This window comes from Lysinibacillus sp. NPDC097195, from assembly GCF_044762075.1.
Lineage (GTDB): Bacteria > Bacillota > Bacilli > Bacillales_A > Planococcaceae > Lysinibacillus.
Genome location: NZ_JBIWDP010000001.1, coordinates 791,454 through 807,923 on the forward strand (window position 1 = coordinate 791,454; position 16,470 = coordinate 807,923).

The 16,470-nt window shown below is 38.6% G+C and carries 13 protein-coding genes; all 13 read left to right on the forward strand.

Annotated features, from left to right (window positions below):
• Positions 1-294 precede the first annotated feature (294 nt).
• Positions 295-2,058, forward strand: coding sequence for a biosynthetic-type acetolactate synthase large subunit (gene ilvB / locus ACIQXI_RS04005; protein ID WP_402921861.1), 1,764 nt, complete (start codon positions 295-297; stop codon positions 2,056-2,058).
• The gene (ilvN, locus tag ACIQXI_RS04010; protein WP_402921863.1) at positions 2,055-2,570 is read left to right on the forward strand and encodes an acetolactate synthase small subunit; all 516 of its coding nucleotides are present in this window, start codon (positions 2,055-2,057) and stop codon (positions 2,568-2,570) included. Before ilvB ends, ilvN begins: the two co-directional genes overlap by 4 nt.
• A 77-nt stretch (positions 2,571-2,647) precedes the next feature.
• On the forward strand, positions 2,648-3,700 hold the full coding sequence (gene ilvC / locus ACIQXI_RS04015) for a ketol-acid reductoisomerase (RefSeq protein ID WP_402925653.1): 1,053 nt from the start codon (positions 2,648-2,650) through the stop codon (positions 3,698-3,700).
• The gene (locus tag ACIQXI_RS04020) at positions 3,687-5,228 is read left to right on the forward strand and encodes a 2-isopropylmalate synthase (RefSeq protein ID WP_402921865.1); all 1,542 of its coding nucleotides are present in this window, start codon (positions 3,687-3,689) and stop codon (positions 5,226-5,228) included. The genes ilvC and ACIQXI_RS04020 overlap by 14 nt, the downstream gene beginning before the upstream one ends.
• Positions 5,229-5,315: 87 nt before the next feature.
• Positions 5,316-6,416, forward strand: coding sequence for a 3-isopropylmalate dehydrogenase (leuB, locus tag ACIQXI_RS04025; RefSeq protein ID WP_402921867.1), 1,101 nt, complete (start codon positions 5,316-5,318; stop codon positions 6,414-6,416).
• A gap of 16 nt (positions 6,417-6,432) precedes the next feature.
• Positions 6,433-7,842, forward strand: coding sequence for a 3-isopropylmalate dehydratase large subunit (gene leuC, locus ACIQXI_RS04030; protein ID WP_402921869.1), 1,410 nt, complete (start codon positions 6,433-6,435; stop codon positions 7,840-7,842).
• A gap of 32 nt (positions 7,843-7,874) precedes the next feature.
• On the forward strand, positions 7,875-8,465 hold the full coding sequence (leuD, locus tag ACIQXI_RS04035; protein ID WP_402921870.1) for a 3-isopropylmalate dehydratase small subunit: 591 nt from the start codon (positions 7,875-7,877) through the stop codon (positions 8,463-8,465).
• A gap of 264 nt (positions 8,466-8,729) precedes the next feature.
• Positions 8,730-9,611: a ribokinase gene (rbsK, locus tag ACIQXI_RS04040; RefSeq protein ID WP_402921871.1), complete on the forward strand. Its 882-nt coding sequence runs from the start codon at positions 8,730-8,732 to the stop codon at positions 9,609-9,611.
• A gap of 246 nt (positions 9,612-9,857) precedes the next feature.
• Positions 9,858-11,708, forward strand: a complete 1,851-nt coding sequence (locus ACIQXI_RS04045) for a dynamin family protein (RefSeq protein ID WP_402921873.1) — start codon at positions 9,858-9,860, stop codon at positions 11,706-11,708.
• Between the two features lie 148 nt (positions 11,709-11,856).
• Positions 11,857-12,846, forward strand: coding sequence for a LacI family DNA-binding transcriptional regulator (locus ACIQXI_RS04050; RefSeq protein WP_402921875.1), 990 nt, complete (start codon positions 11,857-11,859; stop codon positions 12,844-12,846).
• A gap of 104 nt (positions 12,847-12,950) precedes the next feature.
• Positions 12,951-14,372, forward strand: coding sequence for an aldehyde dehydrogenase family protein (locus ACIQXI_RS04055; RefSeq protein ID WP_402921877.1), 1,422 nt, complete (start codon positions 12,951-12,953; stop codon positions 14,370-14,372).
• Positions 14,373-14,395: 23 nt separating this feature from the next.
• Complete coding sequence (ahlS, locus tag ACIQXI_RS04060; protein WP_173478915.1) at positions 14,396-15,241, forward strand: AhlS family quorum-quenching N-acyl homoserine lactonase; 846 nt, start codon at positions 14,396-14,398, stop codon at positions 15,239-15,241.
• 15 nt (positions 15,242-15,256) lie between these two features.
• Positions 15,257-16,441: an iron-containing alcohol dehydrogenase gene (locus ACIQXI_RS04065; protein WP_402921879.1), complete on the forward strand. Its 1,185-nt coding sequence runs from the start codon at positions 15,257-15,259 to the stop codon at positions 16,439-16,441.
• Positions 16,442-16,470 lie beyond the last annotated feature (29 nt).

The window sequence follows — 16,470 nt, forward strand, 5'->3', positions numbered from 1 at the left end:
GCGAGTTTTCTTGCATTGGTTCATAAATGCTTTCATTTATTCGCGAGGTAGCAATTAATATTGCTATAAACAAGGGTGGTACCATGAAAAGTCTTTTTCATCCCTACGCAAGGTAGTTCTTTGCGTTCGGAGAAAAGGGCTTTTTATTATTTTTTTAGAGAAGTATTTTACTATTTACCGTTTTCCGGCATAAATCTAAAACCTTTTCAACTTTAAATCATTAAAGTGTTCATGAACAAGAATGGGTAGTCGTATGCTGATGTGAATAGAAAGACAAGAAGGAGGCTTATGTTGATGAGTACGAATGTTTCAATCAATGAAAAAGAACAGGTAGCGACAGAAGAAGTAGAACAAACTTTTCAAGCGAAAGATGGTGCAGACATTTTAATTCAAGCGCTGCATGATCAAAATGTTGAAATTATTTTTGGCTATCCAGGTGGAGCAGTACTTCAAATCTATGACGCCATGTACAAAAATCCAATTCGTCATATTTTAACACGTCACGAACAAGGTGCGATTCATGCCGCGGAAGGCTATGCACGTGTCTCGAATAAACCGGGTGTTGTTATCGCTACAAGTGGTCCGGGAGCAACGAATTTAGTAACGGGTATTGCCGATGCAATGATCGATTCCATCCCTTTAGTCGTTTTCACTGGGCAGGTAGCAACAACAGTTATCGGAACAGATGCCTTCCAGGAAGCAGATATTATGGGCATTACTACACCAATTACAAAGCACAACTATCAAGTGCAAGATGTCAATGATATCCCACGCATTGTAAAAGAAGCGTTCCATATTGCAAACACTGGCCGAAAAGGACCAGTTGTGGTCGATTTCCCAAAAAACGTCTCGCAAATGCTGTTTGATGTAGAGAATCCACCGAAGGAACCTGAAGAAATTTATTTGCCTGGTTATCAACCGACATACAAGCCGAACTATTTGCAAATCCAAAAGGCAATTCAAGCTATTTCATTAGCGAAAAATCCAGTCATTTTAGCAGGAGCTGGTGTACTATTTGCTGATGCACGCGAAGAATTAACTACATTTGCTGAAAAGTATCAAATTCCAGTAATCAACACATTACTAGGTCTTGGTTCAATCCATGGGGAACATGAACTATTTCTCGGAATGGCAGGGATGCATGGCACAGTAACAGCGAATATGGCCATTACTAAATCCGATTTACTGATAAATATTGGTGCTCGTTTTGATGACCGTTTAACGGGTAATTTAGCAACCTTTGCACCGAATGCAACTATTGTTCATATCGATATTGATCCAGCAGAAATCGGTAAAAACGTTCCGACCGATATCCCAATTGTAGCGGATGCAAAAGAAGCACTTAAATCTTTATTGAAAAAAGACTTTGATGCGCCAGATACAGAACAATGGCTTGAGTTTTTAAACAATCATGCCAAAGAATATCCATTATGGTATTCAAAAGAAGAAGGAGATACAGAAGTTTTACCGCAAGAAGCATTAGAGCTTGTGCATAAAATTACTGAAGGTGAAGCGATTGTGACGACGGATGTCGGGCAGCACCAAATGTGGGCTGCACAATATTATCGCTTAAACAATGATCATGGATGGGTAACGTCTGGTGGACTTGGTACGATGGGCTTCGGCTTCCCGGCTGCAATTGGGGCCCAATTTGCGAAGCCAGACAAAAAAGTTGTTTCGATTGTAGGCGATGCAGGCTTCCAAATGACTGCACAAGAGCTTTCATTATTAAAAGAATTCAACTTGCCAGTAAAAATTGTGATTTTAAATAACAGCTGTTTAGGGATGGTACGCCAATGGCAAGAAACCTTCTATGAAGAGCGTTATTCATCATCACTGATGCCGATTCAACCAGACTTTGTTAAATTAGCGGATGCATATGGCATTAAAGGCTATCGAATTGACACAATTGACGAAGCAGAAAGTATTTTCCGAGAGGCATTGTTATCTGATGAGCCAGCGTTAATTGATTGCCGTGTAAAACAGCTTGAATGTGTATACCCAATGGTTGCGCCAGGTAAAGGGTTACATGAAATGATTGGGGTGAAAAAGAATTGAAACGAGTAATTACAGTAACAGTGATTAATCAAAGTGGTGTGTTAAACCGTATTACCGGTTTATTGATGAAGCGTCAATTCAATATCGAGTCAATCACAGTTGGTCATACTGAACAGCCAAACTTCTCTAAAATGACATTTGTTGTAAATGTAGAAGATGAGCGCAAAATTGAACAATTAGTGAAGCAACTATCGAAGCAAATTGATGTGTTGAAGGTCAATGACATTACAGATAAATCGATCGTGCTTCGTGAGCTAGCGCTTGTAAAAGTTATTTCACCACCAAATTTACGTCTAGAAATGAACTCGATTGTCGAACCGTTCCGCCCACAAATTATTGATACGGCGAAAAACGTTGTGACCTATCAAGTAGTAGGACACCCAGAAAAAATTGATGCCTTTATTGAGCTAATTCGCCCATATGGTATTAAAGAATTAACGCGTACTGGTGCTACCGCATCTGTTCGTGAAACGCAAAAAATCTTGAATACGCAGCTCTCTATTTTAAAATAGTTTGCATATAAAATCGAAAATTGTGATGTTGTCCCGTCAAACGAGGTCATGATCACAACAAAAAAAATATACCCAATATTAGGAGGAAACAAACAATGGCTACAATGTACTATGAACAAAACATCAACGAGGACGTATTAAAAGGCAAAAAAATCGCAATTATCGGTTACGGCTCACAAGGTCACGCACATGCTTTAAACCTTAAAGAATCAGGGTTCGATGTAGTAGTAGGTGTTCGTCCAGGCGGCTCTTTCGATGCAGCAAAAGCGGATGGCTTAGATGTTAAAACAGTTGCGGAAGCAGCGCAAGAAGCAGATGTCATCCAAATCTTACTGCCAGACGAGCGTCAAAAAGCAGTTTATGAAGCTGAAATTGCTCCATATTTAGAAGCTGGTAAAGCACTTATGTTTGCACATGGTTTCAATATTCACTTCGGTCAAATTACGCCACCTGCAGATGTTGACGTATTTTTAGTAGCACCAAAAGGACCAGGGCATCTAGTGCGTCGTCAATTCCAACAAGGTGCTGGTGTACCAGGACTATTCGCTATTCATCAAGATGCAACAGGTCAAGCAAAAGATTTAGCGCTTGCTTACGGTAAAGGTATTGGCGCTGCACGTGGCGGTTTACTAGAAACATCATTTAAAGAAGAAACAGAAACAGATCTATTCGGGGAGCAAGCAGTACTTTGCGGTGGGGCAACTCAATTAGTAAAAGCAGGATTTGAAACATTAGTAGAGGCTGGCTACCAACCAGAACTTGCTTACTTCGAAACATTACACGAATTAAAATTAATCGTAGACTTAATGTTCGAAGGTGGTATGGCGACAATGCGTTACTCAGTATCAGATACAGCTGAGTGGGGTGACTATGTTGCGGGTCCACGTATCATTGATGAATCGGTAAAAGGCCGTATGAAAGAAGTATTAACAGATATCCAAGATGGCACATTTGCTCGTCGTTGGATTCAAGAAAATGAAAATGGTCGTCCAGACTATACAAAATTCAAAGAAGCTGGTGCAAACCACCAAATCGAAGAAGTTGGTGCAAAATTACGTGCAATGATGCCATTTATTAACGAAGGTAAGGAAAAAGTTGTGAGAGAAGTGGCGACTAGTGCGAAAAATTGATATTTTTGATACCACGCTGCGCGATGGTGAACAATCTGCTGGTATTAATTTAAATACAGCGGAGAAAATTGAAATCGCCAAGCAACTTGAACGTCTGGGTGTAACTATTATTGAAGCAGGTTTTCCTGCTTCATCGCCCGGTGATTTTGAAGCAGTGCAGCGCATTGCAAGTACAGTAAAAAATTCAACTGTAACAGGGCTAGCTCGTTGCGTGCAAAAAGATATTGATACGACATGGGAAGCCATTAAAGTAGCACAGCAACCCCATATTCATATTTTTTTAGCAACCTCGCCAATTCATATGGAATACAAACTAAAAAAATCACCAGATCAAGTAGTGGAGCAAGCAATTGAAGCGGTGAAATATGCAAAGAAATTTTTCCCGCTTGTACAATGGTCAGCTGAGGATGCTTTCCGCTCAGATCGTGAATTTTTAGTGCGTATTATGAATGATGTGATTGCTGCAGGTGCGACGACGATTAACGTGCCAGATACAGTTGGCTACGCATCACCTCAAGAATACGGTGCATTATTCAAATTTTTACTTGAAAATGTCAAAGGTGCAGAGAAAGTTAAGTTCTCAGCACATTGCCATGACGATTTAGGAATGGCGACAGCTAACACAATTGCGGCTATTGAAAATGGTGCGACGCAAGTAGAGGGCACGATTAACGGTATTGGTGAACGTGCAGGAAATGTTGCGCTAGAGGAAATCGCGGTTGCCCTTCATATCCGTAAAGATATTTATCCTGTCGAAACAGGTATAAATTTACAAGAGATTAAGCGAACTTCTCAATTAGTAAGTAAGCTTACGAATGTCGTGATCCAACCAAATAAAGCAATCGTTGGGAAAAATGCATTTGCCCATGAGTCGGGTATTCACCAAGACGGTGTGTTAAAAAATCCTGAAACTTACGAAATTATTTCACCAGCCTTAATCGGGGAAGGGGAAGTGCCACTTGTCCTTGGCAAACATTCAGGACGTGCTGCTTTCCGTGATCGTGCAGAAACAATGGGCTTTACCCTGTCGGATGAAAAATTAAACAAAGCATTTGTGGAATTTAAACAGCTGGCAGATCGCAAAAAAGAAATTACCGAAGAAGATTTACTAACACTGCTTACAGAGCAACAAGTCCAAATTGAAGATGTCCCATTATTTGAACTAAAGATGGTGCAAGTACAATATGGTACAGAAAATATTCCAACCGCTACGGCAACTGTCGTGACGCCAGAAGGTCACGTAAAAAATGTAGTGGCAACGGGCTCTGGCTCAGTGGAAGCAATTTTTAATACGTTAGAACAGCTTGTACCAGGTGCTATCCATGTGATTGATTACCGTGTGAAATCGGTCGGCAAAGGGCGCGATGCCCTTGGTGAAGCGGTCATTAATATCCGCTATGACGGTGTATCCACAACAGGTCGAAATTCATCTCAAGATGTATTAGAAGCATCGGCTAAAGCTTATTTAAATGCCATTAACCGCCATTTAATTCAAGTAAGTCTTCGTGCTCAAGGTCAACTAGTTTAATATTATTTGGCTCTCACCTCCTTAAAGTGGTGAGAGTCTTCCTAAAATAGCGTAACCAGACTCTATAAAAAGAAAGGTGTTTTATAAATGGAGAAAAAAATTACAGTACTACCTGGCGACGGAATTGGGCCAGAAGTGGTTGCGTCAGCTATTCGTGTATTACAAGTAATCGGCAAACGTTTCAACCATACGTTCCATTTAGGTTATGGCACAATCGGAGGCGCTGCCATCGATCAGCATAATAATCCACTACCCGATGAAACAATTGCGATGTGTGAGAGCAGTGATGCAATTCTATTAGGAGCAGTAGGTGGTCCTAAATGGGACAATAACCCACCGGAACTACGTCCAGAAAAAGGACTATTACGTATTCGCAAGCACTTTGATTTATTCGCAAATTTACGTCCAGTAAAGGCGTTCCCGAGTTTACTAGATGCTTCACCTTTAAAACGTGAGGTAGCCGAAAACGTCGATTTAATGATCGTACGTGAACTTACAGGCGGCGTATACTTCGGGGAACCACGTATGCGTACTGAAAATGGCGCGATTGATACTACAGTGTATTCAACAGCAGAAGTAGAGCGTATTGTTGAAAATGCCTTTGAATTAGCACGTTTACGTGGTGGCAAATTATGTTCTGTCGATAAAGCAAACGTACTTGAAACTAGCCGTTTATGGCGTGAAGTAGTGGAAGCGAAGAAAAAAGACTATCCAGATGTAGAAGTAGAGCACAACTTAGTAGATTCTGTAGCGATGAAATTAATTACGAATCCAGCTCACTATGATGTCGTTGTGACTGAGAATATGTTTGGTGATATTTTAAGTGATGAAGCATCTGTTATTACAGGTTCTCTTGGTGTATTACCATCTGCATCAATTCGTGGTGATAATTTCGGGCTTTACGAACCAGTACACGGTTCAGCACCAGAAATTGCAGGGCAAGGTGTAGCGAACCCAGCTGCAACGATTTTGTCAGTGGCTATGATGTTACAATACTCATTTGGCCTTGCGGAAGAAGCGGCAGAAATCGAACGTGCAGTAAGTGCAGTGTTTGATGATGGTTACTTTACTGCAGATCTTACACGTGATGGTGGGCGCACACTTTCTACAAATGAATGGACAGATAAAGTAATTAACGAAATTGATACAAGTTTTGTCTCGGAAAGTATTATGACAACATATATTTAAGAAATAGGTGAAGACAATGGGAAAAAATATAATTGAAAAGATTTGGGATAAACATGTTGTTTATCAGGAAGAGGGCAAACCGGACCTGTTATATATTGATCTCCATTTAATTCATGAAGTAACTTCTCCGCAAGCATTTGAAGGTTTACGCATGAATGGACGCAAAGTGCGTCGTCCTGATTTAAGCTTTGCGACGATGGATCATAACGTGCCAACGAAAAATTTACCGACAATCAATGACCCAATTGCGCGCAATCAAATCGAAACATTGGCGAAAAACGCTGCTGAATTCGGTATTGAACTAGCAGGTATGGGTCACCCTGACCAAGGAATTGTCCACGTTATTGGACCAGAATTAGGCTTGACACAGCCTGGTAAAACAATTGTTTGTGGTGATTCTCATACATCTACACATGGCGCATTTGGTGCTATTGCATTTGGTATCGGTACTTCCGAAGTAGAACATGTGATGTCCACACAAACATTATGGCAAAACAAACCTAAAACAATGGAAATTCGTGTTGAAGGAGAGCTACCTGTAGGCGTTGCTGCTAAAGATATTATTTTAGCGATCATCTCTAAATTCGGCATTGGCGTTGGTACAGGGCATATTGTGGAGTTCACTGGAGAGGCCATCCACAAACTATCAATGGAAGAACGCATGACGATTTGTAATATGTCAATTGAAGCGGGTGCAAAGGCAGGGCTAGTATCACCAGATCAAATTACAGTAGATTATATTCGTGGTCGCAAATATGCACCACAAGGTGAAAAATTTGAAGAAGCGTCAGCCTATTGGTTAAGTTTAGCATCAGATGAGGATGCCACATATGATGAAGTGCGCATTATCCAAGCCGAGGAAATTGAGCCTATTATCACTTGGGGGACAAATCCTTCCATGGGTGCTGGTGTGTCGCAAAATGTGCCAACGCAGGCAGATTATCAGGATGAGACTGATAAAGCAGCTCTGCGTAAAGCACTTGACTATATGGGCTTAGAAGAAGGGCAACCGTTAACTTCAATCGATATTCAATACGTATTTATTGGCTCATGTACGAACTCCCGCTTAAGCGATTTACGTGCTGCGGCGAACATTATTCAAGGTCGTAAAGTGCATGAAAACGTTACTGCCATCGTTGTACCAGGTTCTCATACGACAAAAAAACAAGCAGAGGCAGAAGGTCTAGACAAAATTTTCATCGATGCTGGTTTTGAATGGCGCGAATCAGGTTGCTCGATGTGTCTCGCTATGAATGACGATGTGGTACCAGCTGGTATGCGCTGTGCCTCAACATCAAACCGTAACTTTGAAGGGCGCCAAGGTGCGGGTGCACGTACCCATCTCGTTTCACCACCAATGGCAGCCGCTGCAGCGATTGCAGGCCACTTCGTTGATGTACGTGAATTCGTAAAGGAAACTGTGTAAAGTTCAATTTTACACGGAAGGGATGATTGAATATGGAACCAATTAATATCGTAAATAGTGTCATTACACCATTAGACCGTAAAAATGTTGATACAGATCAAATTATTTCAAAAGAATTTTTAAAACGCATTGAGCGTACAGGCTTTGGTCAGTATTTATTTTATCACTGGCGCTTTGATGCGCAAGGCAATGAAGTACAAGACTTTGTATTAAATAAACCTGAATTCAAAAACTCTAAAATTTTAGTGGCTCAAGATAATTTTGGTTGTGGTTCTTCTCGCGAGCATGCACCATGGGCCATTTTAGATTATGGCTTCAATGTTGTCATTGCACCTTCATTCGCTGATATTTTCCATAATAACTGTTTTAAAAATGGTATTTTACCGATCAAATTAACAGAGGCAGAATGTGATGAAATTTTAGCAAAAGGTTTAGCGAAACCGTATCATGTCGAAGTGAATCTTCAAGCACAAACGGTCACAGGCGAGGACGGTAAAGTCTATACATTTAACATCGATTCTTACTACAAAGAAACATTATTAAATGGCTTGGATGAAATTGCGCTAACTATTAAGTATGAAGATCATATTGCCGCATTTGAAGCGCAACGTGTAGCTTATTAAATAGAGAGTACTGGGACAAAAGAGACAAAGTGTTAGATTGATTACCATCAATCTAACACTTTTTTTGCTTATAGGGGTGTTGCTATCGCTGATAAAACGGGTGAAATCGCCGATAAAACGGGTGAAATCGCCGATACAAGGGAAGAAATCGCCGATAAAACGAGTAGAATCGCCGCTGCATTGAAAGAACTGGAGCGAGTAAGCCTTTGTCTTTCTATTGTATACTCGGTAAAATGGTAATGAACAACGGAAAGGATGATTTAGATGATTACTGTAATAGGCAGTTTAAATATGGATTTAATCTTACAAATGGGAGATTTTCCTCAGCAAGGGGAAACCGTACTTGGGGAACAGTTTCAAACAAGCCCGGGTGGAAAAGGGGCAAATCAGGCAATCGCTGCGGCTCGATTAGGTAGTGAGGTAACAATGATTGGCTGTATCGGTAATGATAACTTTGGTGATACATTGCAAACGGTTTTAGCGCAAGAACACATTAATACAAAATCGCTATTTACAACATCAGCACCGACGGGCATTGCCAATATTTTAATTCACCAAAACGATAACCGGATTATTGTCGTGCCAGGGGCAAATTATAAGCTGGAGCCGTCACATTTGGATGCGGTTAAAGATGTGATAGAACAGAGCAAAATCGTAATTTTACAGCTGGAAATTCCAAAAGAAACGACGGCATATGCATTGGAATTATGTAAAGATGCTAATGTGCCAGTATTATTAAACCCAGCACCAGCAGCGAACTTTGATATCCAATGGATGGAGGACATTACTTACATTACACCGAATGAAATAGAGTGTGCCCAGTTATTTGGAGACAATATTGACAGTATACTAGAAAAATATCCGAATAAGATGATTGTTACATTAGGAAGTGATGGCGCGTGTTACTTTGATGGAGAATATCCTATACATGTGCCTGGCTATATGACAAAAGTAGTAGATACAACAGGAGCAGGCGACACATTTAACGGTGCACTTGCTTATGCATTAACAGAGGGGCAATCTTTGGATGAAGCTGTTTATTTTGCTAATATAGCGGCATCACTGTCTGTGGAGAAATTAGGCGCACAAGGCGGTATGCCAACACTTAGCCAAGTGTATGCGAGAATGGCGGGGTTGGACGAATAGCAAAGATAGCACTTAAAATTGAGCTTTTAATGCATTAGTTGTTAGCGAGGAAAATCTCATTGCATTTACCTATTTGTGCAATAAATAAAGCAAATAAAGAAAAAATAACTAAGAACTAAATCCTATTTGTGACAACCCGAACTAAGTAGTTTGTCCTTTTTTATTATTAATTTTCAACTATGTATAAGAATTAGAATAGTTTCATTTATAATGAAACTATAGATACATAGGAAAGAGGTTTTGAGGATGACGAATATTGACACTACGCCAATCGACTATACAGCCTCAGCGAATAATATTTTGCCACAGTTTGTGGATCGTTTACGTCAACTGCACAGCATTATTGTACAAAATACATATGTAAAAGATACAGCTAAGCACTTAAATCGTATAATCCAAGATGCAAACAATGAAACAATGGTACTTATAGTCGGGAAAGAGCGGGTAGGAAAAACAACACTTGTGAACGGACTTCTTGGTCGTTCTATTTTACCTGTTAGCGATCAAAATCCGACAGGGGTTAATACGTTTTTACGTTACGGTGAAAATGAGGAAGTAAAAGCTTATTTCTTAGATGGTATGGTGGCAATATTTGATATGAGTAAGCTAGAATTACTCACTACTGGAGATACTTTTGCATCACAAATTTTACGTGAACATTTAGATTATCTAGAAGTATATATAAAACATGATTTATTGAAATCTGTTACAATTATCGACTCTGTGTCTTTAGAATCGGGTGGGGGAGAAATGGCCTATTTCTCTGAATCTTTAATAAATCGTGTGGATGAAATTTTCTGGGTGCTACGCTCTCAGTCAATGGCAATCGATGCAGAAATTTTATTAATGGAAGCTTTAAAAAATAAAGGGGTCGTCCCTCTTTGCATTGTAAATGCAATCGATAAAGATAATAATACAGAGGCGTTTATAAGTTCTGAAAAAGAACGAATTGGTCATTTAATTAGCGATTTTGTTCCTGTTTCGGCAGTAGATGCACTTGAAGCACAACGAACTGAAAATAAAGAATTATGGCATCAAAGTCAATATGATCATTTAATTGCGCAAATTCAACGGGTTGCGATGAATAGTGATAAAAAAACGTACGCTATTATTATTCGTTTTTTACAATGGCTAGAACGTTTCCGTTTCGAATTAACAGTTATACCACAACGTGATCCATTCCAATCAGCCGTTGAAAATATAGAAAAGGTCGCTGGTGATTCACAATATGAATTTTCACGTTATCAGCGTGATTTAGCGATTGTACAAGAATACGAACAAGAATATGGACAAGTAGCAAATGTATTCAAAAATGTACAAACGTTGTATCAGCTCCTACAAACGATTTCTCAAAATGATTATTTACAAGATGATTACGTAGAACAGTTTACTGAAAAGGCAATAGTCTACCAACAAACTTTACGTGAATATCGAAATATGCACAACGAATATATGCGAGAATATGAGCGCTTAGATGCGCAACATAAAAAAATTCATGGCAAAGGACTCATGAAAGCCATCTTTGGCCAACATACCCAAAATGAATTTTTCAAAGAGCGTGTTTTGCGCTTAAATGAACAGCAAGAAGAATGTGTTTCTCAATATGCGAAAGTACGTGAAGCGGAAGCCACAATTATGGACGAAATGCAAACAGTTCAAAGCTATTTGATTGGATTATCGAAACAGCGTTTAGCTCGAATAGAAAAAAGAGTTAAAGAGCTTAACCAACAACGTGCCAAAGAAAAAAAACAATTAAAATTATATGAGGCTAAATTAAATGAGTTTTCGTGTTTAATTGAAGCGCAAGGATTTATTAAAGATAATATCCAACCATTTCTAATGGAGGATAGTATGCCACTTCGCATAAAAGATCAACAAATGCTGAAAGAAACAATCGACAGTATTATTGATATAGATTTATCAAAAAATGGCCTACTTGCTAGAAGTCAGATGAACAATAAAATGGAAAGTATAGAGATTCCTTTTGAGGTTCACAGTAAATACCCTCTACAAGAATTACGCCTTGCAGAGACGGATATTAAATCCAACGATATTCCAGCAATACCAAACAAATTAGAAATTCAATATGAAGCATAGTATTTGTTAAGTCAAAGTCCTAAAAGTGATGGATTCTTTTAGGGCTTTGTTTTATTTACCTATGCTTGCAACTTAACTAGATACATCCTATTAACATTCTTCTAATGATGATATAAAATAGGCATACAAAGATGAAGTGGGTGGTTTTTTGGTTTCTTCTAAAGATGTAGCAAGGTTTGCGGGTGTCTCACAGACAACTGTTTCTCGAGTATTAAATACTCCTGAACTAGTTAAACCGAAAACAATAAAAAAGGTGATGGAGGCAATTGAAGAATTAAACTATATACCAAATGATATTGCAAGATCACTTGTACAACAAAAGACAGGGATTATTACGTTAATTTCTGGTCCTTTACATAATCCCTTTTTTGTTGATACAACAACAGCAATAGTTAATTTTGCTAATGCGAGGGGTTATAAGGTAAATGTACATTTTGGAACGGAAGAAAATTTACATACAATTTATAATTCCGTATTAGAAACGAAAGTTGATGCGATTATATTATCTTCTATCGGATATACAGATCCATTATTTTATAAGCTCGAAAAATTAGATATCCCCTTTATTATGTTTAACCGTAAACATAAAGAAAATAAGCATTTTGTTGAAATTGATAATGTGGAGGCTGGTTATTTAGCGACTAACCATATGTTGTCTTTGGGGCATAGGGATCTTTGCTGGATTGGTGGACCACATGAAATGAGCACTTTCTATGGAAGGTATGAGGGCTTCAAAAGAGCGTTAGCAGAAGCAGAAATAGATGCAAATATCGTGCCAGCATTTTTTACAAATACGAGCAAAGATGATATAAAACGAGTATTTGAAGAACTATTGCTTCTTAATCCAAGACCGTCAGCGATTTGTGCTGCTACAGATGCAATTGCTATTGAAATTCTTAACCAATGTTTGGAGCAGGGATTCACTATTCCTAACGATTTTAATGTGATTGGTATTGATAATGTGGAGTTAAGTAAACACCATTCAATATCCTTGACTACAGTGGGCATCGAATCGGAAAAAAATCTAGGATTTCTAGCGATTGAAAAATTATTTGATGTAATGGAGAAAAAAAGTGCTTGCATCCAGCAAACTGAATCTGTTAAACTTTTCCCAAGAAACACCACAGGAAAAAAATGAACTGATATTTGTCAGTTTATTTTTTTACCTCATAAATGGTTACGTATTCATTTCTTTATTTTCTGAAATGAATACGTAACCATAAAGGAATGGAAGGTGAAGAGTTGAAGAAAGAATTATTGATAAACGGCGAATGGCGTATGACTGAGGCGTATACGGATGTGTATGCCCCGTATTCAAAAGAATTAATTGCTAAATTCGCTATGGCAAGTAAGGACGACGTGCAAAATGCAATAGAATCTGCACAGCAAGCAACTTCAAAAATGGCGTCTTTAACAGCATTCCAGAGAGCACAAATTTTAGAACAATTATCGAATTTATTTGCAGATCATCAAGAAGAAGCCGCATCAATCATTGCTTTAGAATCAGCGAAGCCACTAAAGTATGCAATTGCAGAAATTGAACGAACAATTGAAACATATAAGTTTGCTGCAGAAGAAGCAAAGCGCGTTGCAGGAGAGTTGATTCCGATGGACGCTTCAAAAGGTGGAGAAGGACGGTTTGGTTATACTCTCCGAGAACCAATTGGGGTTATAGCGGCCATTACACCGTTTAATTTTCCTCAAAATCTTGTCGCACATAAAGTAGGACCTGCATTAGCAGCAGGAAATACAATTGTTTTAAAACCAGCAACTCAAACGGCCCTATCCGCACATTTTTTAGCGAAACTACTAGCTAAAACAGATTTGCCAGCAGGTGCTTTTAATTTAGTTACGGGGCAAGGAAAACTCATTGGAGATACGTTTTTAGCCCATCCACAGGTAAAAATGATTACATTTACAGGCAGTCCTGCAGTAGGAATATCACTTCGTAATCGAGCTGGTTTGAAAAAGGTGACGTTAGAACTTGGCTCCAATGCAGGCGTTATTGTTGATGAAGGTGTTCAATTAGATAAAATTATGGATCGCATTGTTATGGGAGCGTTTTCAAACCAAGGTCAAGTATGTATTTCACTCCAACGAATCTATGTCATGGAAAATGTAATTGACCCATTTTTAGAACAATTAACAGCAAAAATTAATCTACTAACCTTAGGAAATCCGCTTCATCCAACGACAGATCTTACTACAATGATTTCAGAAACGGAGCAACAACGAGCGCTTACATGGATTCAAGAAGCCGTGAGGAATGGAGCACAAATAATTACTGGAGGTCGTATTGAAAACAATATTTTATTGCCTACAGTGCTTTACAATGTTTCATCTAATAGCCGTGTTTCTTGTGAAGAAATTTTTGCTCCAGTAGTAATCGTCAACACCGTGTCCACAATAGATGAAGCAATCGAAGCCATAAATGATTCTCATTACGGGTTACAAGCTGGCATTTTTACACCAACTATTGAAACGGCATTTAGAGCATCAAAAAAATTACAAGTAGGTGGTGTCATGATTAATGATGTTCCTACATATCGTGTAGATCATATGCCATATGGTGGAGTAAAAGAAAGCGGAACAGGAAGAGAAGGAATTAAATATGCAATAGAAGAAATGACTGAGATGAAATTAGTTATATGGAATAACAACTAATCATGAAATGGGGATGTTTATAAATGAAGATGATAAATCAGCACGCTAAGCTTTTTGTTATGGATAATGGCACGATGCGGATGGATAAAAACTATATGATTGCGATGCATAATCCTGCAACAATTGATCATCCAAATCAACCTAATGAGTTTGTTGAATTTCCTGTTTATACAGTGTTAATTGATCATCCAGAAGGGAAAATTTTATTTGATACGGCATGTAATCCAAACTCAATGGGACCTGAGGGACGCTGGGGTGAATTTACTCAAAAAGCATTTCCTATTAATATGCCAGAAGAGTGCTATTTACACCATCGTCTTGAAGAATTAAATGTTCGCCCAGAAGATATTAAATATGTTGTAGCTTCACATCTTCATTTAGATCATGCAGGTTGTTTAGAATTATTTACGAATGCCACGATTATTGTGCAGGAAGATGAATTCAATGGCACATTACAAACATACGCGAGAAATGTTAAGGACGGCGCATATGTTTGGGGGGATATTGATATGTGGATTAAGAACAACTTACAATGGCGACTAATCAAACGTGGTGAAGATAATGTAAAACTTGCAGAAGGCATTAATATATTGAATTTTGGTAGCGGTCACGCTTGGGGTATGCTTGGCTTGCATATTAATATGCCTGACACTGGGGGAATAATTTTAGCGTCAGATGCTATCTACACAGCAGAAAGCTTTGGTCCTCCTGTTAAGCCACCTGGTATTATTTATGATTCAGTCGGCTATAATTCAACAGTTGAACGAATTCGACGATTAGCAAATGAGACGAATTCACAAGTTTGGTTTGGTCATGATCCTGTGCAATTTAAATCATTTAGAAAATCAACAGAGGGTTATTATGAATAGATAGGAGTAGATTAAATGAATAAATTAACCTTTACTCCTACAAGTTATACAGGTTGGGGTTGTCTACAACAACTACTTGTAGAAGTAAACAAATTTCAAGCAAATAATATATTAATAGTAACGGACCCATTTTTAAAAGACTTAGGCTTAGTGGAGCAGGTTAATAAGCCATTGCAGGACAATGGATATCAGACGACGATTTATAACGACATTGCACCTGAGCCACCTCTTGCAATTGGCGAACGACTAGTTGACTATACACGAAAACATCAATTTGATTTAGTAATTGGGTTAGGTGGAGGAAGTGCATTAGATTTAGCAAAGTTGGCAGCTGTATTAGCTACTCATGAGGGGCAGGTGGCAGACTATTTAAATTTAACAGGCACGAAAGCAGTTAAAAATAAAGGACTTCCGAAAATTTTAATTCCAACAACTTCGGGGACGGGATCAGAGGTTACCAATATTTCTGTATTATCATTAGAAACAACTAAGGATGTTGTGACCCATGATTATTTGCTTGCTGATGTAGCAATTGTAGATCCTGAATTAACAATTTCATTGCCTTCAAAAGTTACTGCTGCTACGGGTGTAGACGCTTTAACACATGCAATTGAAGCATATGTTTCTATTAATGCAAATGTAGTGACAGACGGTCTTGCACTGCAAGCAATTAGATTAATTAGTAATTCAATTCGTACAGCTGTACATGATGGTAAAAACAAGCAGGCACGCTCTGATATGAGTTATGGTAGTTATTTAGCAGGCTTGGCATTTTTTAATGCAGGTGTAGCAGGGGTACATGCCTTGGCTTATCCGCTTGGTGGTCAGTACCATATTGCACATGGTGATTCAAACGCAGTATTATTGCCATACGTAATGGGCTATATCCGTAAAAGCTGCGAAAAACGCATGAAAGATATTTTAGATGCAATGGGAATATCATCGATGTACTTATCTCAAGAAGAAGCTTCCTACAAATGTGTGGATGCATTACAACAACTAGTAAACGATGTAAATATTCCTTCTACTTTGAAAGGCTTTAACATACCAGAATCTGCACTTGAACAATTAACAGATGATGCAACAAAACAAACGAGAATTTTAGCTCGCAGCCCGATGACATTAAATCGAGATGATATTTTTGCTATTTATCGTGCGGCATTTGATGGAGAAATTCGAGAGCCAAACTGGCCGTTGTAGGGAGTAAATAATGAATACAAAAAGGGATG